This is a genomic window from Nocardioides malaquae (assembly GCF_015070385.1).
In the GTDB taxonomy this organism is placed as follows: Bacteria; Actinomycetota; Actinomycetes; order Propionibacteriales; family Nocardioidaceae; genus Nocardioides; species Nocardioides malaquae.
This window is the reverse complement of the sequence record NZ_JADCSA010000002.1, coordinates 79,509-99,769: the sequence shown is the minus strand read 5'-3', so window position 1 is coordinate 99,769 and position 20,261 is coordinate 79,509. Positions and strand designations below refer to the sequence as shown.

The 20,261-nt window shown below is 71.8% G+C and carries 21 protein-coding genes; 6 read left to right on the top strand and 15 right to left on the bottom strand.

Annotated elements, in window-relative coordinates; genetic code table 11:
* Positions 1–37: 37 nt before the first annotated feature.
* From IEQ44_RS02380 to moeZ, 3 genes are read right to left on the bottom strand one after another with little or no spacing between them, the layout of a single operon-like run.
* Complete coding sequence (locus IEQ44_RS02380; RefSeq protein WP_193637036.1) at positions 38–706, bottom strand: lysophospholipid acyltransferase family protein; 669 nt, start codon at positions 704–706, stop codon at positions 38–40.
* Between the two features lie 32 nt (positions 707–738).
* Positions 739–1,080 (bottom strand): MGMT family protein, encoded by a 342-nt coding sequence (locus tag IEQ44_RS02375; protein ID WP_193636834.1) that lies wholly within the window; start codon positions 1,078–1,080, stop codon positions 739–741.
* A 12-nt stretch (positions 1,081–1,092) separates the two neighbouring features.
* Positions 1,093–2,322 carry an adenylyltransferase/sulfurtransferase MoeZ gene (moeZ, locus tag IEQ44_RS02370; protein WP_319804446.1) on the bottom strand — a complete coding sequence of 410 codons (1,230 nt, stop codon included), beginning with the start codon at positions 2,320–2,322 and terminating at the stop codon, positions 1,093–1,095.
* A 237-nt stretch (positions 2,323–2,559) separates the two neighbouring features.
* Here moeZ and IEQ44_RS02365 point away from each other — a divergent pair, with 237 nt between their 5' ends.
* Complete coding sequence (locus tag IEQ44_RS02365) at positions 2,560–3,150, top strand: TetR/AcrR family transcriptional regulator (RefSeq protein ID WP_193637035.1); 591 nt, start codon at positions 2,560–2,562, stop codon at positions 3,148–3,150.
* A gap of 60 nt (positions 3,151–3,210) precedes the next feature.
* Positions 3,211–3,426 carry a DUF3107 domain-containing protein gene (locus IEQ44_RS02360; RefSeq protein WP_193636832.1) on the top strand — a complete coding sequence of 72 codons (216 nt, stop codon included), beginning with the start codon at positions 3,211–3,213 and terminating at the stop codon, positions 3,424–3,426.
* A 78-nt stretch (positions 3,427–3,504) separates the two neighbouring features.
* On the opposite strand, the gene IEQ44_RS02355 is transcribed toward IEQ44_RS02360, so the two are convergent.
* On the bottom strand, positions 3,505–4,221 hold the full coding sequence (locus tag IEQ44_RS02355) for a ferritin-like fold-containing protein (protein WP_193636831.1): 717 nt from the start codon (positions 4,219–4,221) through the stop codon (positions 3,505–3,507).
* Between the two features lie 33 nt (positions 4,222–4,254).
* On the opposite strand from IEQ44_RS02355, the gene IEQ44_RS02350 reads away from it, so the two are divergent.
* On the top strand, positions 4,255–5,877 hold the full coding sequence (locus IEQ44_RS02350) for a DEAD/DEAH box helicase (protein WP_319804445.1): 1,623 nt from the start codon (positions 4,255–4,257) through the stop codon (positions 5,875–5,877).
* On the opposite strand, the gene IEQ44_RS02345 is transcribed toward IEQ44_RS02350, so the two are convergent.
* Positions 5,867–6,643 carry a ParA family protein gene (locus IEQ44_RS02345; RefSeq protein WP_193636830.1) on the bottom strand — a complete coding sequence of 259 codons (777 nt, stop codon included), beginning with the start codon at positions 6,641–6,643 and terminating at the stop codon, positions 5,867–5,869. The genes IEQ44_RS02350 and IEQ44_RS02345 overlap by 11 nt on opposite strands.
* 68 nt (positions 6,644–6,711) lie before the next feature.
* Here IEQ44_RS02345 and IEQ44_RS02340 point away from each other — a divergent pair, with 68 nt between their 5' ends.
* The gene (locus tag IEQ44_RS02340; protein WP_193636829.1) at positions 6,712–7,476 is read left to right on the top strand and encodes an SDR family NAD(P)-dependent oxidoreductase; all 765 of its coding nucleotides are present in this window, start codon (positions 6,712–6,714) and stop codon (positions 7,474–7,476) included.
* A 13-nt stretch (positions 7,477–7,489) separates the two neighbouring features.
* Here IEQ44_RS02340 and IEQ44_RS02335 read toward each other — a convergent pair whose 3' ends face one another.
* The 5 genes from IEQ44_RS02335 to IEQ44_RS02315 form a co-directional block, all read right to left on the bottom strand.
* The gene (locus tag IEQ44_RS02335) at positions 7,490–8,563 is read right to left on the bottom strand and encodes an NACHT domain-containing protein (RefSeq protein ID WP_193636828.1); all 1,074 of its coding nucleotides are present in this window, start codon (positions 8,561–8,563) and stop codon (positions 7,490–7,492) included.
* Between the two features lie 5 nt (positions 8,564–8,568).
* Positions 8,569–9,504, bottom strand: a complete 936-nt coding sequence (locus tag IEQ44_RS02330; protein ID WP_319804444.1) for a PHP domain-containing protein — start codon at positions 9,502–9,504, stop codon at positions 8,569–8,571.
* Entirely contained in the window at positions 9,488–9,664 is a 177-nt protein-coding gene (locus IEQ44_RS02325) for a DUF5302 domain-containing protein (protein WP_193636827.1), read from the bottom strand. The genes IEQ44_RS02330 and IEQ44_RS02325 overlap by 17 nt, the downstream gene beginning before the upstream one ends.
* Positions 9,665–9,719: 55 nt before the next feature.
* A complete protein-coding gene (locus IEQ44_RS02320; protein WP_193636826.1) occupies positions 9,720–10,787 on the bottom strand; it encodes a hypothetical protein in 1,068 nt (355 codons plus the stop codon).
* A gap of 95 nt (positions 10,788–10,882) precedes the next feature.
* On the bottom strand, positions 10,883–12,079 hold the full coding sequence (locus IEQ44_RS02315) for an acyl-CoA dehydrogenase family protein (protein WP_193636825.1): 1,197 nt from the start codon (positions 12,077–12,079) through the stop codon (positions 10,883–10,885).
* A gap of 210 nt (positions 12,080–12,289) precedes the next feature.
* Between IEQ44_RS02315 and IEQ44_RS02310 the strand changes: the two genes are divergently transcribed.
* Complete coding sequence (locus IEQ44_RS02310; protein WP_193636824.1) at positions 12,290–13,453, top strand: hypothetical protein; 1,164 nt, start codon at positions 12,290–12,292, stop codon at positions 13,451–13,453.
* A gap of 6 nt (positions 13,454–13,459) precedes the next feature.
* Here IEQ44_RS02310 and IEQ44_RS02305 read toward each other — a convergent pair whose 3' ends face one another.
* Positions 13,460–14,932 carry an endonuclease/exonuclease/phosphatase family protein gene (locus IEQ44_RS02305; protein ID WP_193636823.1) on the bottom strand — a complete coding sequence of 491 codons (1,473 nt, stop codon included), beginning with the start codon at positions 14,930–14,932 and terminating at the stop codon, positions 13,460–13,462.
* 120 nt (positions 14,933–15,052) lie between these two features.
* The gene (locus IEQ44_RS02300; RefSeq protein ID WP_193636822.1) at positions 15,053–16,153 is read right to left on the bottom strand and encodes an endonuclease/exonuclease/phosphatase family protein; all 1,101 of its coding nucleotides are present in this window, start codon (positions 16,151–16,153) and stop codon (positions 15,053–15,055) included.
* A gap of 104 nt (positions 16,154–16,257) precedes the next feature.
* Between IEQ44_RS02300 and IEQ44_RS02295 the strand changes: the two genes are divergently transcribed.
* Complete coding sequence (locus tag IEQ44_RS02295; protein WP_193636821.1) at positions 16,258–17,346, top strand: glycosyltransferase family protein; 1,089 nt, start codon at positions 16,258–16,260, stop codon at positions 17,344–17,346.
* A gap of 27 nt (positions 17,347–17,373) precedes the next feature.
* On the opposite strand, the gene IEQ44_RS02290 is transcribed toward IEQ44_RS02295, so the two are convergent.
* From IEQ44_RS02290 to IEQ44_RS02280, 3 genes are read right to left on the bottom strand one after another with little or no spacing between them, the layout of a single operon-like run.
* Positions 17,374–18,480, bottom strand: a complete 1,107-nt coding sequence (locus IEQ44_RS02290) for a hypothetical protein (protein WP_193636820.1) — start codon at positions 18,478–18,480, stop codon at positions 17,374–17,376.
* Positions 18,480–18,692, bottom strand: a complete 213-nt coding sequence (locus IEQ44_RS02285; protein ID WP_193637066.1) for a DUF6752 domain-containing protein — start codon at positions 18,690–18,692, stop codon at positions 18,480–18,482. The genes IEQ44_RS02290 and IEQ44_RS02285 overlap by 1 nt, the downstream gene beginning before the upstream one ends.
* An 8-nt stretch (positions 18,693–18,700) precedes the next feature.
* Entirely contained in the window at positions 18,701–20,254 is a 1,554-nt protein-coding gene (locus IEQ44_RS02280; RefSeq protein ID WP_193636819.1) for a class I SAM-dependent methyltransferase, read from the bottom strand.
* Positions 20,255–20,261: the final 7 nt, after the last annotated feature.

Below are 20,261 nucleotides of genomic sequence, written 5' to 3'. Positions count from 1 at the left end.
GCTCCGACATGTTCGGTCCGCGCCCGGATCGGGTGCCTCACGCCTCGACGGGACGCTCGTTGTAGACGCCGGCCGGCTCCTGGCCGCTGAGCCGCTGGACCTGCGCCATGATCTCGTCGGTCACCTGGCGACGCAGCCGGCCGGTCGGCGCCGTGCCGACCCGGTCGGTGAAGTCCATCGGCTCGCCGAAGGCGACCTGCACCTTGGCCAGGCGCGGCAACCTCGCCCCGACGGGCTGGATCCGCTCCGTGCCGCGCAGGCCCACCGGCACCACGGGGACGCCGGCGGTGAGCGCGAGGTGGGCCACCCCCGTACGCCCGCGGTAGAGCCGCCCGTCCCGGCTGCGGGTGCCCTCGGGGTAGATGCCGAACGCCTCCCCCCGGCCCAGCACCTCCAGCGCGGTGTCCAGGCTCGACAGAGCGGCCTTGGTGTCGTCACGGTCGACCGGAAGCATGCCCAGGCTCTCGAACCACACGCGGCTCGCCGCGCCCCTGAGGCCGGGGCCGTCGAAGTAGTCCGACTTGGCCAGGAAGACCACCCGGCGGGGCACCAGCACGGGGATCACGACGGAGTCGACGAAGCTGAGGTGGTTGCTGGCGAGGATCACCGGGCCGCTCGCGGGCACGTGCTCGAGGCCGACCACCTCCGGGCGCCACACGGCCCGGGCCAGCGGGGGGACGACGCGGGCGAGCGCCTCGTAGAGCATGGCGCCATTCTCACCCGGGCGCCCGACGGAGCTCACGCGAGGGTGACGGGAGCCAGCGCCCGGGCCATGTCCACGCGCCCGTCGGACCTCAGCGGAGTGCCTTCCTGCAACCACGCAGCGCGCGCCAGGTCGGCCTTGTGGGCGACCATCGACCCGTCGGCCCGGACCAGCCGCCACCAGCAGACCGAGACGCCGTCGCGCCGCATCACCGACGCGACCACCCGTGGCCCGCCCCGGCCCAGCACCGCGCCGACCGCGTCCGCCACGGCGCCGTAGGTCGTGACGCGACCGCGGGGGACACGTTCGACGCACCGCAGCACCAGCTCGGCGTACCCCTCCGGGCCCGCGAAGTCCTTCGGGTCGAGGTCTGGCACGCGGCGCGTCCGTCAGTAGGCGGGCTGGCTCGGGTCGACCTGGTTGACCCAGGCGGCGACGCCGCCGCCGACGTGGATCGCGTCGGCGTGTCCGGCGCCCTTGACGATCGCGAGCACCTCGGCCGAGCGGACCCCCGTCTTGCAGTAGAGGACGACCTGCTTGGACTCCGGCAGCCGCTCCAACGCGGCACCGGTGAGGAAGTCGCCGCGCGGCACGAGCACCGAGCCGGGGATCTCGTTGATCTCCCGCTCGTTGGGCTCGCGGACGTCGATCAGCTCGAAGTCGCGCGCGCCGGCCTCACGCTCGGCCAGCATCGTCTCGAGCTGGCGCACGGAGACGGTGGCGTCGACCGCGGCCTCGGCGGCCTCGTCGGAGATCGCGCCGCAGAAGGTCTCGTAGTCGATCAGGTCGGTGACCGTCGGGTTGTCGCCGCAGAGAGCGCAGCTCGGGTCCTTGCGCACCTTGAGCTTGCGGTACTCCATCTCCAGGGCGTCGTAGATCATCAGCTTGCCCACCAGCGGCTCGCCGGCCCCGGTCAGCAGCTTGATCGCCTCGGTGGACTGGATCGACCCAACCGACGCGCAGAGCACGCCCAGCACGCCGCCCTCGGCGCACGACGGCACCATGCCCGGCGGCGGGGGCTCGGGGTAGAGGCAGCGGTAGCAGGGAGCGTCAGCGACAACGTCGAACCCGGCGTCCTCCTTCCGGCGCAGCCGGGGGGCGAAGACCGACGCCTGCCCGTCGAAGCGGTAGATGGAACCCCAGACGTAGGGGATGCCGAGGAAGTAGGCCGCGTCGTTGACCATGTAGCGCGTCGCGAAGTTGTCGGTGCCGTCGACGATCAGGTCGTAGCCGGAGAAGATCTCCTTGACGTTGTCGTTGTCCAGACGGGTGTCGTGGACGACCACCTCGACCAGCGGGTTGATCTCTGCGATCGACTCCTTCGCCGAGACGGCCTTGGGCCGCCCGATGTCGGACTGTCCGTGGATGACCTGACGCTGGAGGTTGGACTCGTCGACCTCGTCGAACTCGACGATGCCGATCGTGCCGACGCCCGCCGCGGCCAGGTAGAGCAGGGCGGGTGAGCCGAGACCACCGGCACCGATGACCAGCACCCGCGCGTTCTTGAGGCGCTTCTGCCCGGTCATGCCCACGTCCGGGATGATCAGGTGACGGCTGTAGCGACGGACCTCGTCGACGGTCAGGTCGGCTGCCGGCTCGACCAGCGGCGGGACGGACACGGGGGCTCCTCGGCTCGGAATACGGGGGCGGGGGCGCGACGGCGCCACCCATCGGTCGGGCAACGCCGCGCCGTGGGCCATTGTTCCCCGCCTCCGGTGACAGCGACACACGGCCACCGGGAGCCGCCGGAGAGGCACCGGGGGTTCCGGACCAGTAACATCGCCCCCAGACTTCAAGGAGGACAGCCTGTGAGCGTTGGACGGTACGACGTGGAGCCCCGCGCCAAGGGTGCTCGCATGCCGCGGCGCGAGCGGCGCGCCCAGCTCCTCTCCTCCGCCCTGGAGGTCTTCGTGGCCCATGGCTACCACGCCGCGGCCATGGACGACATCGCTGACCGGGCGGGCGTCTCCAAGCCCGTTCTCTACCAGCACTTCCCCGGCAAGCTCGAGCTCTACATGGCGCTGCTCGACCAGTCGGCGGAGGCGGTCACCGACGCCATCCGCGACGCCCTGGCGAGCACCAGCGACAACAAGCAGCGCGTCGCCGCCGCGATCGCGGCCTTCTACGCCTACGTCGCCAACGAGACGGGCGCCTTCCGCCTGGTGTTCGAGTCCGACCTGACCAACGAGCCTGCCGTCCGGTCCCGCGTCGACCGGGTGACCGACGACTGCGCCGCGGCCATCGCCGAGGTGATCCAGCAGGACACCGGGCTCCCCCGTGAGGCCAGCCTCCTGCTCGCGGTCTCCCTCGTCGGAATGGGACAGGTCAGCGCGCGGTTCTGGCTCTCGGGCGCCGGCACCGAGGGCACCATCACGCAGGACGACGCAGCCGCCCTGGTCGCGGGCCTCGCCTGGCGCGGCATCCGCGGCTACCCCAAGGAGTCCTGACTCCCCCACGCACCACCACCACGCCGGCCCGACCGGCACCCCGTACGGAAGGAGCCTCCCGTGGAGGTCAAGATCGGCATCCAGAACGCCCCGCGCGAGCTCGTCGTCGACGTCACCGCGTCGCACGACGAGATCACCCAGAAGGTCGAGGCGGCGCTCAAGGGCGGCGCGCTCTCCCTCACCGACACCAAGGGCCGCATGGTCCTGGTGCCGGGCGAGAAGATCGCCTACGTCGAGGTCGGCAACGCCACCGTCGGCGCCGTCGGCTTCCGCTGACACGCCCGTACGTCCGTACGCACGACGACGGCCCCACTCGCCGAGGCGGGTGGGGCCGTCGCGTACGTCAGGGCGCGGTCACGGGTCGAGCCCGAGCTCGCCCATGCGCTCGGCGTGGCGCTCGGTGAGCCGGGTGAACATGCGCCCGATGGCCGCGAGGTCGAGCCCGGGCCGGTCGACACCGCCGGCCACCAGGGCCGTCATCGCGTCCCGCTCGGCAGCGATCCGCTGCGCCTGGATCAGCGCCTCCCCCATCAGCCGCCGCGCCCACAGGGCCAGTCGCCCACCCAGTCGGTGGTCGGCGCGGATGGCCTCCCGCACCCGGTCGACGACGAACGAGGACCGGTCGGAGTCGTCGAGCACGTCGGTGACCAGCGCCCGGGTCTCCGGGTCGAGGTAGGCCGCGATCTCGCGGTAGAAGTCGCGCGCGAGGCCGTCGCCCACGAACGCCTTGACGAGTCCCTCGTACCAGTCCGCGGGCGCGGTGTGGGAGTGGAAGTCGTCGAGCGCCTGACGGAAGGGCTCCATCGCGGCGAAGGGGTCGGCGCCCAGCTCGGAGATCCGGCGCTGCAGGTCGTCGAGGTGGGAGAACTCGCCGGCCGCCATGGCCGAGAGCGCGATCTTGTCGGCAAGCCCGGGAGCGAGCTTGGCGTCGTCGGCCAGCCGCTCGAAGGCAGCGAGCTCGCCGTAGGCGATCGCTCCGAGCAGGTCGACCACGGCAGCGCGGTAGTCGGGGTCGGCGAAGGCACCCTGGGAGGCGTCCGGCTGCGACGCTCCCGGCTGAGTTTCGGTCATGGCCAGACCCTACCGATACAGTGGAGGTGATCCGTGCGCGCCAGAGCGCGCCGGACCGCAGTTTCACGGGGCGGTCAACCGCCGCCCGGCATGTGCGCGGCAGATCGCCGGCGCCAGGAGAAGTCCCGGCCCAGTCGAGTCAGCCGCAAGTGCGAGAACTTCGACGAAAGCGACACACGCGTGACCACCTTCCGTGACCTCGGGGTGCACCCCGAGATCTGCGACTCCCTCGAGCGCGCAGGCATCACCACCCCGTTCGCCATCCAGGAGATGACCCTCTCGGTCGCCCTGATGGGCACCGACCTCATCGGCCAGGCCCGTACCGGCACCGGCAAGACTCTGGCCTTCGGCATCCCGGTGCTGCAGCGCAGCATCTCCCCCAAGGACCCCGACTACGCCGAGATCCCCCAGGGCAAGCCCCAGGCCCTCGTCGTCGCGCCGACCCGCGAGCTGGCGCTCCAGGTCTCCTCCGACCTCACGGTCGCCGGCGAGGACCGCGGCCTGCGGATCCTCACCGTCTACGGCGGCGTCGGCTACGAGCCCCAGCTCGAGGCGCTCGAGGCAGGCGTCGACGTGGTCGTCGGCACCCCGGGTCGCCTGATCGACCTGGCCAACCGCAAGGTGCTCGACCTCTCCCACGTGCACGCGCTCGTGCTCGACGAGGCCGACGAGATGCTCGACCTGGGCTTCCTGCCCGACGTGGAGCGCCTCCTCAAGCTCACCCCCGAGACGCGTCAGACGATGCTCTTCTCGGCCACCATGCCCTCGGCGATCGTGGCCCTGGCGCGCACCCACATGCGCCACCCCATGAACATCCGCGCGGAGTCCTCCTACGAGAACGCCACCGTGCCGCTGACCGCGCAGTTCGTCTACCAGGCCCACGACCTGGACAAGCCCGAGATGATCGGCCGCATCCTCCAGTCGGAGACCATCGAGAAGATGGTGGTCTTCACCCGCACCAAGCGTCAGGCCCAGCGAGTGGCCGACGACCTGGCCGAGCGTGGCTTCAAGGCCGCCCCGCTGCACGGTGACATGGCCCAGGTGGCGCGCGAGAAGGCGCTGACCAAGTTCCGCGAGGACAAGCTGCAGGTCCTGGTGGCCACCGACGTCGCGGCCCGCGGCATCGACGTGCGCGGCGTCTCCCACGTCATCAACTACAGCTGCCCCGAGGACGACAAGACCTACGTCCACCGCATCGGCCGCACCGGTCGCGCCGGCGCCTCGGGCATCGCGATCACCTTCGTCGACTGGGCCGACCTGCACCGCTGGAAGATGATCAACAAGACCCTCGACCTGCCCTTCGACGAGCCGGTCGAGACCTACTCCTCCTCCGAGCACCTCTACCACGAGCAGGGGATCGCCCCGGGCACCAAGGGACGCATCGTCGACCCGGCCCCGCAGCAGCCCCGCGAGAAGCGCGACGACAAGCCGCGCGAGCGCGCTCCGCGCAACCGCGAGCGTTCGCGTACGCGCACCCGCGGCGGCGCGGTCGTCGCCGGCGAGGCGTCGGGCAACGGCCCTGCCGAGAAGTCCGACACCTCAGCACCCGCCGAGGGCGGCGCCTCGAAGCCGCGTCGTCGCCGGCGTCGTCGCTCCGGTGGCGGCGGGGGTCAGGGCTCCGACGGCGGCGCCCCGAGCGCTCCCGTCAGCGCCTGACCCGGCGACGCTCCAGCCACTGCGCCACCTCGCGGTAGGCGTTCGCGCCCTTGCTGGTGCGCGCAGTGGTCAGGATCGACCGACCCCCGGCCGGGGCCTCGGCGAACTTGATCGTCTTCGGGATCGGCGGGCTGACCACGTCGAGGTCATAGGTCTCGGCGATCGTCTCCAGGACCGTGCGGGCGTGGGTGGTGCGCCCGTCGAACATCGTCGGCAGCACCCCCCACACCTCCAGGTCGGGGTTCGTGTGCTCCAGCACGTCGTGCACGGTGTCGAGCAGCTGGCCGACGCCGCGGTGGGCCAGCGTCTCGCACTGGAGCGGCACGACGAGCGCGTCGGCGGCGGTGAGCGCAGCGACCGTCAGCACGCCCAGCGTGGGCGGGCAGTCGAGAAGCACCCAGTCGTAGTCCAGCCCCTGGGCGGCCAGCGTGTCCAGGACGGTCGCCACCAGACGCTCGCGTCCCGCGACCTGGGCGAACTCCGTCTCCACCCGCGCCAGGGTGATGGCCGCCGGCATCAGGTCCGGCCCGTCCTCGGTGCCGACCAGGACGTCGGCCGCGGTGGCACCGCCCACCATGACGTCGTGCAGCGAGGTCTCGAGGTCCTCCGGGTCGATGCCGAGCGAGAAGGTCAGGCACGCCTGCGGGTCGAGGTCGACGAGGAGGACGGAGTGGCCCATCTCCGCCAGGGCCGCCCCGAGGGTCGCGACGGAGGTGGTCTTGGCCACCCCGCCCTTCTGGTTGGCCAGCGCAAGTGTCGTGGTCATGGTCCTGACATCATGCCCGAGAGACGTCGGAGCCCCGAGGAGACTCCACGCAGACCCGAGAGGTGACCATGGGAATTTCCACCGCGCTCGTGACCGGCCCCACCGCAGGCATCGGGCGGTCGTTCGCCCGCCAGCTGGCGGCCCGCGGCCACGACCTGGTCCTGGTGGCGCGCGACGCCGCCCGGCTCGAGGAGGAGGCCGACCATCTGCGCCGGCGCCACGGCGTCGACGTCGAGGTGCTCGCTGCCGACCTGACCGACCGCGGGCAGCTGGCCCGCGTCGAGGCCCGCCTGGCCGACCCCGACCGCCCGGTGGACCTGCTCGTCAACAACGCGGGCTTCGGGCTGAAGGGGCGCTTCGCCGACAACGGAGTGGAGGCCGAGCAGGCGATGCTCGACGTGCTCGTCACCGCTGTCATGCGACTGAGCCACGCCGCCCTGGGGCCGATGTCGCAGCGCGGGCATGGCGGGATCATCAACGTCTCGAGCGTGGCCGCCTTCCTCCCCCGCGGCACCTACTCGGCCGCGAAGGCCTACGTGAACTCCTTCGGACGCTGGGCGGCCAACGAGTACCGCCCGCGCGGAGTGACCGTGACGACCGTCTGTCCCGGCTTCACCCGCACCGAGTTCCACGCCCGCATGGACGTCTCCCGCGGCTCCGCGCCGCGCTTCATGTGGCTCGACGCCGACGCCCTCGTGCGCGAGGCCCTCGCCCACCACGACGCCGGCAAGGCGATCTCGGTGCCGAGCCGGCGATACCGCGCCGTCGTGGCGCTGGTGCGCGTGGTGCCGCCTCGGGTGCTCCAGCTCTTCCAGTCGCTCGGACGCAAGTGAGCAGCGCCCCCGGTCAGGTGGCGGTGGCCGGCCGGTCGTCGTAGGGGCGCAGGTCGCGCTGGACGAGGTCGGTGATGACGTCGGCCAGCGCGAGGGTGGCCGCGCGCGCCACCTCTGCGTCGTCGACGTCGTCGGGCTGCACTCCCGGCACCGGCACGGGCTCCAGGTCCGCCCAGTCCCCCACGAGGCGTACGCCCAGGGCCTGCAGGCCGTGCACCTGACGCTCCGCCTGCTCCCGCACCCAGGGCTGCACCTCGAGCCCGAGGGTCGGCTCGCTGCCTCGACGCGTCGCCATCACCCGCTTGGCCAGGTAGGTCTTGCGCTGCTTCTGGCCCCCGGGCAGGAAGAGCCCCCGTTCGGCCATCACCTCGTTGATCTGGCGCAGCACCAGCGCCGAGGCGAGGCCCACCGACTCGTTGGCCCCGGTCGTGGTCGTCGCCCGGCCGGGCGTCGGCGGCGACAGCCGGGACGGCGCGCCGAGGACTGACGCGACGCGACGCCACAGCTCGTCGCGCGGCGCTCCGGGGCCCGGCACGGTCACCACGGTGACCCGGTCGACACCCACCGCGGCGCTCCACCGTCGGGCGACACGCAGCGCGTTCTGCTGACGCCAGAAGCGGCGGCCCGCGTCGTGGGGCTGGGATGCCTCGGCGGCGCCCGGTCGCTGGGCGTACGCGCCCGCGAGGTAGTCGTGCCAGGTCCAGGTCCGTCCGTTCTGCACGGTCTCCTGCCACATCGCTGGCAGGTTGCGGTTGAGGTCACGCACGGTGAGGAGGACCTCGACGTCGTGGTCGGGGAACGACGAGACCACCGCCTCGACCGCCTCGCGGCGGGCGGGGGCGAGGAACTCCGAGGAGATGACGCTGGTGCCTTCGGCGGCGACGTCGTCGACCACCTCTCGCCACTCCGGGGCGTGGGCGCCGTGGCGCAGGACGTCGAGGGCGGCGTTGAACTGGTGGCGCCAGCTGCGCCCGGGCACGTGGATCCCGTGCGTCCCGAGCTCGGACCTGTGCTCGAAGAGAGTGTGCTGCAGGAAGGAGGTGCCGGACTTCATCAACCCCACGTGGAGGACGACCCGGGCGCGCACGGGGCTCACCCTAGTCGGCGGGCGCGGGCACGCAGGCGCTGGTACTCCTCCGGGTGCGTGGTGTGGCACCCCAGGGCATGGCCCCGCTTGCCGCGGCCGTGGTGGTCGCTGGCCCCGGTGACCACCAGGTCGAGCTCGTCGGCGAGGCGCCTCAGGTCGCGGCGATCCTGCTCGGAGTGGTCCTGGTGGTCGACCTCGATGCCGGCCAGCCCCTCGGCGGCGAGGGCCGCGAAGGTGTCACGACCCAGCACATCGCGCGCGGAGCGCCCCCAGGGGTGGGCCACGACGCTGGTGCCGCCGGCCTCGCGGATCCACCTGACCGCGTCGACCAGCTCGATGCCCGTGCGCGGCACCCAGGCCGGGCCACCGGGCTGCAGGTAGCGGGCCAACGCCTCACCCCGGTGCTCCACGACGCCGCGCTCGACGAGGGCGTCGGCCACATGGGGGCGGCCGGGCGCGGAGGTCCCGACCGACGCGCGCGCGACGTCGTCCTCGGAGAGCTCGATGCCGTGCTCGGCCAGGAGCGCCAGCATCACCGGGACCCTGGCCCGACGCGACGCCCGGATCTCCTCGAGGGCATCCCGGAGCGGCGGGTGGTCGGGGTCGGGCCAGTAGGCCAGCAGGTGCACGCTGCGCCCGTGGTGCAGGGTGCTGACCTCGATGCCGGGCACGAGCTCGATGCCGACCTCCGCAGCCGCCTCGGCAGCTTCCGCCCACCCCCGGTCGGTGTCGTGGTCGGTCAGCGCCAGCACGTCGAGACCGGCATCCGCAGCGGCACGCACCACCTGCGTCGGGCTCTGGGTCCCGTCGCTCGCGGTGCTGTGGCTGTGCAGGTCGATGCGCACGGCCACAGGGTAGCCAGCGCCGGCGAACGTCGCGGGCCGGACGCCGCGGCGGATCGGGGCGGGCGGGGCCGGGGTGGTGTCAGGAGCCCCCGCCACCCGCCTTGCGCCGGTGCATCGGAGTGCCGACGTTGCGCTCGGCGACCTCCGACCCGTGGGCCTTCTCCCGGGTCGGCCCATCGGTGTGCACGCCCTGCTCGTGGTCGTTCTTGCGCTCGAGCGCCTCGCGCATCTTCGCCTTCAGGTCCTCGTTCGTCATGGTGACCTCCCTCACGTAGCCGGAGGGCCACCATGTCACGGCACGGGGGCTGGTGTCAGCAGGATTTCGGGCCGTGGCCGGCGCGGGCACGCTCCTGCCGGAGCTCCTCGCGGAGGTCGGCCACCTTCAGGACCAACCCCTGCAGCCCCACGGTGGCCGCCTCCAGCTGGTCGGCGAGGGCCACCTCGTGGGGCGCAGTGCCCGGGGACGGGACGGCACGGAGGTCAGCAGCGTCGCCCACGACGCGTACGCCCAGCTCCGGCAGGCGGCGGACGGTGCGCCGACTGATCTCCTCCAGCCAGTCGGGCACCTCGAAGCCGATGGCCGGCTCCAGGCTGCGGTGGGGGCCGAGGATGCCCCGCGCCAGACGGTGCTTGAGCACCTCGGCGGCAGTGGGTCCGGCCGACGGGTCCCACCGCGTGTTGAGCCGCCGCAGGAGCTCGGCCGAGGCCGCCCCCAGCGACTCGTTGCCCAGCGGCGGGTCCTCGAGACCAGTGGCCTCGACCCCCACCGCTTCGGCGAAGCGCCGCCACAGCACGTCGCGGGGAGCGCCCGGCGCCGGGACGGTCACCACCGTCACCGCGTCCGGCCCCAGGACCTCGACCCACCGGCGGGTGGCGGCCACCACGTTCTGCTCACGCCAGAAGGCCTTGCCCTCACCCTCGCTGCGTTCACGGACGGCTCGGACGTAGTCGTCGAAGGAAGTCGTGGAGCCGTTCTTGACGCGCTCCTGCCACATCGCCGGCACGTTGCGCCCGAGGTCGCGCGCCGTCAGCACGGCCTCCACCCGCACCTGGGGGAAGTGGGCGACGAGCTCCTCGATCCGCGCCACCGGAATGCGGGCCAGGTATTCCATCGAGATGATCGAGGTGCCCGGGTGGCTGCGCACCTGCTCGACCATGGCGGGCCAGACACCGCCGCGTCGCTCGGCGCGGCGTCCGGTCCACCCGAGAGCCTCCGCCACCGCGTCCACCTGGTCGCGCCAGACCTGGCCGGGCACCAGCACGCCGCGGCGGGCCAGCAGCTCCTGGTTGGTGAACAGGAGCCCCTGGAGGTGGCTGGTGCCGGACTTCATCGTCCCGACGTGCAGCACCAGTCGTCGTCCGTCACCGCCCACGCTCATCCCACCACCTTCGCACGGCCGATCCGCCGCCTGCTCGACTCCCCCAAATGCCGTGGTGGCCCGGACCGTCGGTCCGGGCCACCACGATCTCGCACTCAGCGCTGGGCGTACTCCTTGAGGAGCGCCCGACCGATGATCATCTTCTGGATGTCCGAGGTGCCCTCACCGATCAGCATGAACTTGACCTCACGCATGATGCGCTCGATCTCGTACTCCTTCGAGTAGCCGTAGCCACCGTGGATGCGGAAGGAGTCCTCGACGACCTCGTTGGCGTACTCGCTCGCGAGCATCTTGGCCATGCCGGCCTCGACGTCCATGCGCTGGCCGGTGTCCTTGAGGCGGGCGGCGCGCACCATCATCTGGTGGGCGGTCTCGACCTTGGTGGCCATCTCGGCGAGGCGGAAGAGGATCGCCTGGTGCTGGGCGATCGGCTTGCCGAAGGTCTCGCGCTGCTGCGAGTAGGCGATGCCCAGCTCGAAGCCACGGATCGCCAGGCCGCAGGCGCGGGCGGCGACGTTGACGCGGCCGACCTCGACGCCGTCCATCATCTGGAAGAAGCCCTTGCCGGGCTCGCCGCCGAGGATCTGGTCGGCCGAGATCTTGTGGTCCTCGAAGACCATCTCGGTGGTGTCGATCCCCTTGTAGCCCATCTTGTCGATCTTGCCGGGCACGGTGATGCCCTGGCCGACCTCACCGAAGCCGGGGGTCTTCTCGACCAGGAAGGTCGTCATGTTCTTGTAGACGGACTCGGCGCCCTCGTCGGTCTTGGTCAGCACCGCCACCAGGGTCGAGGAGCCACCGTTGGTCAGCCACATCTTCTGACCGGTGATCGAGTAGGAGCCGTCGTCCTGCTTGACCGCCTTGGTCGAGACCGCGGAGACGTCCGAGCCGAGGCCGGGCTCCGACATCGAGAACGCGCCACGGACCTCGCCGGTCGCCATGCGCGGGAGGTACTTGCGCTTCTGCTCCTCGGTGCCGTGCTTCATCAGCATGTAGGCCACGATGAAGTGGGTGTTGATGACACCGGAGACGCTCATCCAACCGCGGGCGATCTCCTCCACGCAGAGCGCGTAGGTGAGCAGCGACTCGCCGAGGCCGTCGTACTCCTCGGGGATCATGAGGCCGAAGATGCCCAGCTCCTTGAGGCCCTCGACGATCTCGGTCGGGTACTCGTCGGCGTGCTCGAGCTCCTGGGCGACCGGGATGATCTTCTCGTCGACGAACTGGCGCACCGCCTTGAGGATCTCCTGCTGGTCCTCGGTGAGGCCGTCTGTCTGGGCAAGGCGGGGCATGGGGCATCCCTTTCGGTCGTGAGTGCCGTCGGGCGGGCGTGTCTGTTCCCGGGGCGAGGTCCGGGACAGTGTAGGAACGGCCCGACCACGCACGGAAGTGCGCCCCACACTACTGTCCAGTAACAAAGGCCGTCGACAGGCAGGGGCCGTGACGCGAACCACACAGGAGAGGTCATCTACAGTGGGCGCTGATCGAAAGGATCCTGCCTGATGGCTCGTCGTGTCTTCCTGCACATCGGACCCCCGAAGACGGGGACCTCGTTCCTCCAGCAGGCGTGGTACCAGCACCGGTCCGACATGGCGGAGCGAGGGCTGCTCTACCCCGGCGTCGCGCGGGAGGAGCAGTTCCAGGCGTGCGCCGTGGCCGTCGGCAAGCGCACGGTCGTCGACCAGATGCGGCCGGAGGGCCTGCGGGCCTGGGACCGCCTCACCCGTCGCATCGAGCAGTGGGAGGGCGACGCCCTCCTCAGCAGCGAGCACTACGCGCTGGGACGCACCGCCGCCGTGGCGCCGATCATGGAGCGGTTGCACGCCGTCGCCGACGAGGTGCACCTCCTCGCCGGCGCCCGCGACCTGGCCCGTCAGATCCCCGCCGACTGGCAGCAGACCGTCAAGCAGGGCAGCGTGAGCACCTTCGACGAGTTCTGGCGCAACCTGGCGGAGAAGGAGCGCACCACGTTCTGGTTCCACCAGGACCTTCCGACTCTGCTGCAGCGGTGGGGCGGCAGCCTGCCGGGCGAGCGGGTGCACGTGGTGGTCCACGGGCGGCCGGGCACCCCCCACAGTGAGCTCTGGCTGAACATGTGCAGCGTGCTGGGCATCGAGCCCGACTTCCTCGGCCCCGTGGCCCGCACCAACGAGTCGCTCGACGCGGTGCAGGTCGAGCTGATCCGCCGCATGAACCTCGCCATGGGCGAGGGCCGCAGCGAGCTCGCCACCAAGCGCGCCATGCGTTCCCTGATCGGCGCCGGCGTCTTCGCCGACGAGACCCGGCGCGAGCGGTTGACGCTGCCCGCCGAGGCCACCGAGTGGCTCGTGCGCCGTAGCCAGCGGATGGTCGACGAGCTGCGGGCCATGGACCTGCACGTCGTCGGCGACCTCGACGACCTCCTCGTGCCGGCCGAGCCGCCGGCCGGACGTGTGCCCGACGTGGTGAGCGACGCCGAGACGGCCGCGCTCGCGCCTGCGGTCATCGCCCGGCTGGTGGAGACCGACGTGGCGCGCCGACGGGAGCTGCGCGACCTGCGCGACGAGCTCGCCCAGGCCCGTCGCCGCACGGCACTGCCCCGGCCTCTCGCCGAGGCCGACCCCGTCGCCCCGCGCGGACTCGCGCAGAAGGTCTGGGCCCGCGCCCGCGGAGCCTTCGCCCGCTGAGGACGCTCAGCGGTTGCGGCGCCGCGGCATCGACTGCACGGCCTCCGCGATCGCCAGCGGCCCGGTGTGCCGCACCACGGTCGTCGGCTGCTTGAAGAGGTTGGCGTTGAGGCGGCGGTCCACATCGAGCCGCAGCGAGGGCTCGACCTGCCCCGGCTCGGTGACCAGCATGGTGCCCTGCGGCGCTCCGTTCGAGCGCCAGGCGGCCTTGCAGGCGGTGCGGCAGCGGGCGAAGCTGCTGCCCACCGGGGTCGTCGCCGCACGCAGGTGCTTGCGCAGCTTCTTCTCACGACCGGTCAGGCGGTTGGTCCTGGTGACGAAGTGCACCGCCACGCCGCGAGTGGCCGCGTCGCGCAACGAGCGGAAGAGCGCCGCGTGGCGCAGGTCGGCGGCAAACACCTCGACCATGCCTCCGGGCTGGGCGGCCAGCACCGTACGCCGCAGCTCGCGGGCGGCGCGACGTCGCTCGGCCCCGGTGCCGTAGGGATTGCTGGTGATCACCTCGGGAGCGGCGACGGGGGCGTCGACGGTCCAGGCCAGGTCGGCGACGACCGCGTCGTGGTCGGAGTGCAGCTCGAGGGGGTGGTGCGACGTGGCCGTCAGCTGTCCGGCGCCGTGGTTGAAGATGAAGTCGATGGTGGCGCCGCGCTTGTCGCCCGTGGGGAAGACGGTGCCGAGGGTCTTGAAGGTCGGCTCCAGCTGCGCGGCGTCGAAGAGGTCAGCCGGGTAGGCGGCCGCGCCGTAGTGGAAGTTGAAGTCACCGCCCACGAGCACCGGCCCTTGCGCGGAGAGCGTGGAGACCAGGGTCACGAGCCGCTCGACACCGAGTCGCCGCAGCTCGGGCATGCCCCGCGTCGGCGGGGCGAGGTGCACCGAGACCACGGAGACGGCGCGACCGTCCGCAGCGGTCAGGGTGACCCAGTTGGCGAACCGACGGCCCAGCTCCACCTTCTTGCCCTTGGGCACTCCGCGCCAGTTGGTGAGCATCTGGGTGCCCTGCGCCACGGGCGTCCAGCGGTCCGTACGCCATGCCACAGGGGTCTCGGCGCGGTAGCGGTTGGAGGTGTCGCGCCACATGCTGTAGCCCGACGTGGGTGGTACGACGAGGTCGTCGCTGCGGTGGTGGACCTCGTTGTAGGTGATGAAGTCCGGCTGCTCGGCCATCACGGTGGCGACGTCGGCGTTGAACTTGCGCACCGCCATCCCGGTCTTGATGTTGGCCTGGACGAGGCGGACCGACCCCAGACCGGGCTCCTCGCCCGGCACCTCAGGCACGGGCTCGCTCGTCGGCGCGGGCGTCGGCACGACCGTGGGTTCTGCGGCCGCCACGGGGGCGGCGGCCAGGGTCGCCCGGGCTCCCTCGCCGGCGGGGTGGGCCACCGAGGCCGCGACCAGGGCCAGTCCGGTGACGACGGCCGCAGCAGCGGTGAGTCGCAGGACGGGGCGGGGTCGCGCGGTGCGGCGCAGGGACGGCTTCACAGAGCTCTCCTGGGGGGTGGTGCGGGGGAAGTCCCACGCATCACATCATTCACATTTACCCCACGCAACCGGGTCCGGTGAACTACACGACTGTAATTCGTGGGCCCCCAGCACACGTCGTCAGTCGACTGTGGCGGTCGCGCTGATGAAGAAGTGGTCGGAGGTCTTCTGGTCGACCGGAGTCGTGTCACGGTGGTAGTTGCTCCACGAGACGCCCGCCCCGACGACCCAGTCGACGGGCATGGGCTGCGGGGGCGGTGCGCACCCGGTGCCACCGCCGTTCGAGGCCGTGAGGTCGGTGGTGGCGACCACCCGGCAGTAGAACTGCTCGCGGTCGTTCATGTCGCCGGTCAGCAGGACGGGAAGGCCGGTGGCGCGGAGCTCACGGACCTTCGCCGCGATCGTGTGGTGACCCGCTGCCCGCTCCGCGGCGTACTTGCCGCCACCGGCGGAGGGGTGGGCGTTGACCACGTAGAGCTCGCGCTGCGTCTTCTTGTGCTTCAGACGCAGCACCGCCTGGGGTCGCGAGCGCCCCATGAAGGTGATGTGGAAGCTGTCGCCCGACACGAAGTCGAAGACCGCCGGGTCGTAGAGGATCGAGTTGTCGGTCTCCGCCGCGCCCCACGCATAACCGGGGTAGGCCTTCATCCCGGTCTGGGCCGTGAGCCCGTTGAGTTGGTCCTCCTGCAGCTCCTGCGTGCCGAGGATGTGGACCCCGTGGCTCCGGGCCAGGCTGGCCGCCCGCGGCGTGCGCACCGAGGCCGACGGATAGCTGGGCTTCTGCCCACCCTTGGTGGAGTGCTGCGAGCCCAGCACGTTGAAGGAGCCGATGGTGAACGTGAAGGGCGTCGACTGCAGCTTCTTGAGGCGGCGCGCCTCGCGGCGCTCCTTCTCGAGCCGGGCCGCGCGCGCCTGGGCACGACGCTGGATCCGCTCGCGGCGCTCGATGAGCTTCACTGCGTGCTTCTGCACCCGGCGGGTGGAGACCTCGGTCGCCGTCTCCTGGACGGCCACGGTGGCTCGCTCGGCCACGGCCGGGACCACCGGCACGTCGGTGGTGCTGCTGTCGCTGCTGTCACTCGGGGCCCGGAGGTCGGACAGCACGAGACCGGTCAGGACGAAGACGACGACCAGCGAGACCGAGACGGCGCGCGGCAACCAGCGCCGTGCTGGCGACACTGCCGCCCGACGCCGAGGTGGTTGCCTGTGTGCCCCAGCCACGTCGCGCACGCTAGCACGCAGCACCGCTCCCCCACGACTTGTTGCAGGCACCCGTGAACTCCCGGAACACCCACCCACGGCCGGCGACGTCTAGGCTCTCGACCATGCGCTTCTCCGTCTCCACCGTGAAGGACACCGCGGACAACGTCGACTTCTTCGTGCGCGCCAACCTGGCCTCGGGGATCGACCACATGTTCGTGCTGCTCGACGCACCCAGCCAGCCAGGGCAGGACGAGGTGGCCGAGATGCTGGGCGCCCATCGCAACGTCACCTGCCTGAGGGCCGGGCGCTCCTGGTGGGTCTCCGGACGTCCGTCGAAGCTCAACGTGCGCCAGCGCATCAACGCCAACTGGGTGCGCGAGCTGCTCGCTCCGCTCGACTTCGCGGAGTGGCTCTTCCACATCGACGGTGACGAGGTCGTACGCATCGACGACGACGCCCTGGCCGCGGTGCCGGCGGAGGCCTCGACCGTCGCCCTGCGACCGCTGGAGTCGGTCAGCGAGCTGGAGCCGGAGAGCCCGCGGCCCACGCGGTTCAAGCGGCTGCTCGACGAGGAGGAGCTCAACCTGCTGCACGTGCTCGGTGTGGTCGACGAGCCCAGCAACCAGCACTACTTCCACGGCCACGTCCTCGGGAAGGTGGGCGTACGCCCCTCCGCCCCGGTGGCGCTCGCCCTGCACAACGCCATCGCGACCGACGGCCACCCCGTGCACCTGCACGCCGACGAGCGCCTGTCCCTGCTCCACTACGACGCGGTCTCCGGCGCCCAGTTCGTGCGCAAGTGGGAGGCCCTCGCCACCGCCGGCGAGCCGCGTTTCCGCGCCTCCCGGATGCCGGCGGCCCGCGCGCTCACCCTGCTGGTCAACAGCGACCTTGCGCCCGAGGTGCGCGCCGACTACCTGCGCCGCATCTACGAGTCGACCGTGGCCGACGACATCGCCACGCTCTCCGACCTGGGCCTGCTCGTGGACGTCGACCCCCTCGCCTCGCCCCGCACCCCGACGAAGTTCCCGGCGGGCGGGCGCAAGGCCATGGCCGCGCGGATGCGCGAGATGCGCCCGCTGGAGAAGCGGGACTACTACGTGGCCGACCCGAAGATCGTCGTGCCCTTCGGCCGGCGGGTGCGCCAGCAGGCTCGCCGGGTGCTGCGCGGCGACGGTGCACCGCACCCGGAGGTCGAGGACCTCGACTGAGGCCCTCCGCTCCGGCTCGTCGACCGGTCAGGAACGGCGTGCACCCCGACGCAGGGCCCGGACGAGCGTCGCCGCGGCCTCCCGCACCCCGGGTTCGGTTGCCTGCTCCGCAGCGCCGCGTCGTTGACGGCGCAGGCGCCGCACGTCGCCGAGCATCGTGGCGGTCAGGGACGCCAGGACGTCGGCAACCTCCGCGTCGGTCACCGACAGGGTCGAACGACGCTCCTCCAGCTCGTCGGGCACCAACAGGTGGGCCAGGTCGCCATGCACCACGTGTCCGCCGCTGCGCACCGCCTCGACCGCCAGCTCCCCCCGGCGGCGACAGTCCTCGACCTGGTCGGGCTCGGGCCAGAAACGGGCTCCGCGTCGGGGCACGAGCCGCTCGTCGGCGAGGTAGGTGCGGATGTAGACCCCCTTGTCGAAGGCCTTGCGGAAGCCCTTGAGGTGCATGTTCACGCGGCGCAGCGCCTCCGCCTCCACCACCCCCATGGAGCTGTTGGCGAAGGACCCGGAGAGGTCGACGCCGCTGGCGTCGACACCGAGGATCTCCACGAACCGGTGCCACACGTCGTCGCGGGGGGCCGTCGGGTCGAGCACGAGGACGTGCGTACGCTCCGGCGGCACGGCCGCACCCCACCGCTCGAGCACCAGGCGCAGGTCGAGCGTGCGCCAGTCCCAGATGTCGGTGGAGCGGTCGGACTCGGTGCGTCCGTAGTCGGGCATCGGCGCGGTGGCACCGTTCTTCAGGCTCTCCTGCCAGCTCGCCGCGAAGAGTCCCAACGGTTCGCGGGCGGTCACCACGACCTCCACCTGCCCCGGCAACGCCTCGACCATCGCCCTGGCCTGCTCGGCGGAGGCAGCGGCGAAGAACTCGTGGCTCACCAGCCCGGTGCCCGGGCGGGAACGCAGGTCGTCGAGCACCCGCCGCCAGGCGCCGCGCTGGTGGGCGGAGGCCTTGGCGTGGTTCGGGTCCTCACGGACCGTGCGCGAGGCCCAGAGGTGGTCGCGACGCTCGACGCCGGGGATCACCAGGCCACGGGTGGCGAGCAGGTCGCGGTTGCCCCAGAAGATCGTCTGCAGGTAGGTGGTCGCCGTCTTCGGCAGACCGATGTGGACGATCGTGCGCTCGACCACTACAGACTCTCGCGGAAACGCTCGAGGGCCGCCTCGATCGCGGCCTCGTCACGCGAGGCCATCGGGACGAGGAGCTCCTGCACCACGTCGGTCAGCTCGGCCAGCCGGAGGTTGTGCCGACGCACCTGGGCCAGGTCGGCCTCCAGGTCCGTCACCCGCTGCTCCAGCTGCGCCATGCGCCGGGGCGACCACTGCCGCAAAGACTTCTTCACCTTGGACCTCACCGTTCTGACCATTCCGCGCGGACCCGGGCCACGGGGCGTCCGCGCCCACCCATCCGCTGCACCTGCACCTTAGTCGCGCCCGCTTCGGTGAGCAGACGCGCGACCTGATTGCCGTTCGTACGCCCGACCATCCAGGCCGGCACCCGCTCGTCGGGGTCGAGCTCGCCCCGCAGCGCGACCTCGGCGAGCACCACTCCCCCGGCCCGCAACGCCATCGAGCAGTACCGGGCGAACCCCTGCTGACCCTCGAACGAGGTCGAGTCGAGCAGGTGGCGGGCCAGGACGACCCGGGGACGCGGCATGTGGGCCACTCGCGCGCCCTCCGCGAGCAGGACCCGTCGGTCGGTCAGGTTGAGGTGCCGCACCGTGAGCGGCAGCCCTTCCTCGGCCGCCGGACCCTCGAGGTGGACCAGGTTCTCCGGCGCGTAGTCGAGGGCGGTCACCTCGACGCCCTGCCGGGCCAGCCAGAGGCTGTCCTGGCCCCGGCCCGCGCCGACGTCCAGCACCTCGGCGCCCAGCGCCCGGGCCTCGGTGAGCGCCACCTCGGCCAGCGGGGAGTGCTCGGGCAGCGGGCGGGACCGGTTGGGCTTGATCTGCCGGTGCCAGTGACGGATGTTGGGCTGGTTGCCGCGGAACCAGTCGTTGAAGGCTCGCACCGTGCGCGCGGGGGTGGTGAACTGGAAGGCCGGGTCAGGCACTCGCCACCCCGGGCCGTAGGTCACCTCGAGGAGCTTCTCCGGCTTCGCCGGCACGGGCATCTCGCGGCCGTGCAGGGTGGCCGTGCCGAGGGGGAAGATCCACTCCTCACGGAAGGGCACGCCGATCTCGCCCATGAGGTAGAGCATGCCGTCGTCGAGGAAGCCACCGAAGACGTCGAGCCCTCGGGTCATGCCTCCCTCGGTCACGCTGATCTTGAAGGCGCCCCCGCTGTGGCGGGTGATCTTCCACCCCTGCTCGCTGAGGCGTCGCTGGATGCGGAAGGACTCGAGGGCGACGTCCACGGGGTTGCTGTGCCGGCTCACGTAGCCCAGGTCGGCGTCGGAGTCGTGGCCCAGGACCCGTCCCTCGCGCACCGCGCCGAGCAGCGTGCCGTAGGCGATGAAGGCCTCCACACCGACCGACCGGAGCGCCTCGAGCGCGGACTCGGTCGCGTTCAGGAGGTCGGCGATGTCCGCCTCCGAACGTCCGGCGAAGGTCGGCACGAGGTTGCCCGACTTGTCGATGCCGAGCTCGACGCCCTGGGCGTTGCGCACCTGGATCTCACCCTGGCCGGAGCCCAGGGCGACGCGCGCGTCGAAGCGGACCGCGCCCGTCGCCGACTCGGCCACCTCGATGCGGGCCGTGCCGTCGAGGTGCTTGACCATCTGCTTGGGCCACGCGACGTGCCGCACCGGGCTGGCGGGACCCAGCGCGACCTCCCGGGTGTCGCGACGCGACCAGAAGGTCCACACGCGACGGCCGTCGATCCGGACGTCCAGCGGCAGGTCCTTCAGCGCGACCAGCCGCACTCCGGTGTCGTCCACCCGGTGGACGTGGATGCCTCTCGCCATGCTCCCG

Excerpts from the sequence above, each read along its gene's own strand:
- IEQ44_RS02380 (WP_193637036.1), bottom strand. The coding sequence starts at position 706 with ATGCTCTACGAGGCGCTCGCCCGCGTCGTCCCCCCGCTGGCCCGGGCC.
- IEQ44_RS02365 (WP_193637035.1), top strand. The coding sequence starts at position 2,560 with ATGCCGCGGCGCGAGCGGCGCGCCCAGCTCCTCTCCTCCGCCCTGGAG.
- IEQ44_RS02355 (WP_193636831.1), bottom strand. The coding sequence starts at position 4,221 with ATGACCGAAACTCAGCCGGGAGCGTCGCAGCCGGACGCCTCCCAGGGT.
- IEQ44_RS02345 (WP_193636830.1), bottom strand. The coding sequence starts at position 6,643 with ATGACCACGACACTTGCGCTGGCCAACCAGAAGGGCGGGGTGGCCAAG.
- IEQ44_RS02340 (WP_193636829.1), top strand. The coding sequence starts at position 6,712 with ATGGGAATTTCCACCGCGCTCGTGACCGGCCCCACCGCAGGCATCGGG.
- IEQ44_RS02325 (WP_193636827.1), bottom strand. The coding sequence starts at position 9,664 with ATGACGAACGAGGACCTGAAGGCGAAGATGCGCGAGGCGCTCGAGCGC.
- IEQ44_RS02320 (WP_193636826.1), bottom strand. The coding sequence starts at position 10,787 with ATGAGCGTGGGCGGTGACGGACGACGACTGGTGCTGCACGTCGGGACG.
- IEQ44_RS02315 (WP_193636825.1), bottom strand. The coding sequence starts at position 12,079 with ATGCCCCGCCTTGCCCAGACAGACGGCCTCACCGAGGACCAGCAGGAG.
- IEQ44_RS02310 (WP_193636824.1), top strand. The coding sequence starts at position 12,290 with ATGGCTCGTCGTGTCTTCCTGCACATCGGACCCCCGAAGACGGGGACC.
- IEQ44_RS02295 (WP_193636821.1), top strand. The coding sequence starts at position 16,258 with ATGCGCTTCTCCGTCTCCACCGTGAAGGACACCGCGGACAACGTCGAC.
- IEQ44_RS02280 (WP_193636819.1), bottom strand. The coding sequence starts at position 20,254 with ATGGCGAGAGGCATCCACGTCCACCGGGTGGACGACACCGGAGTGCGG.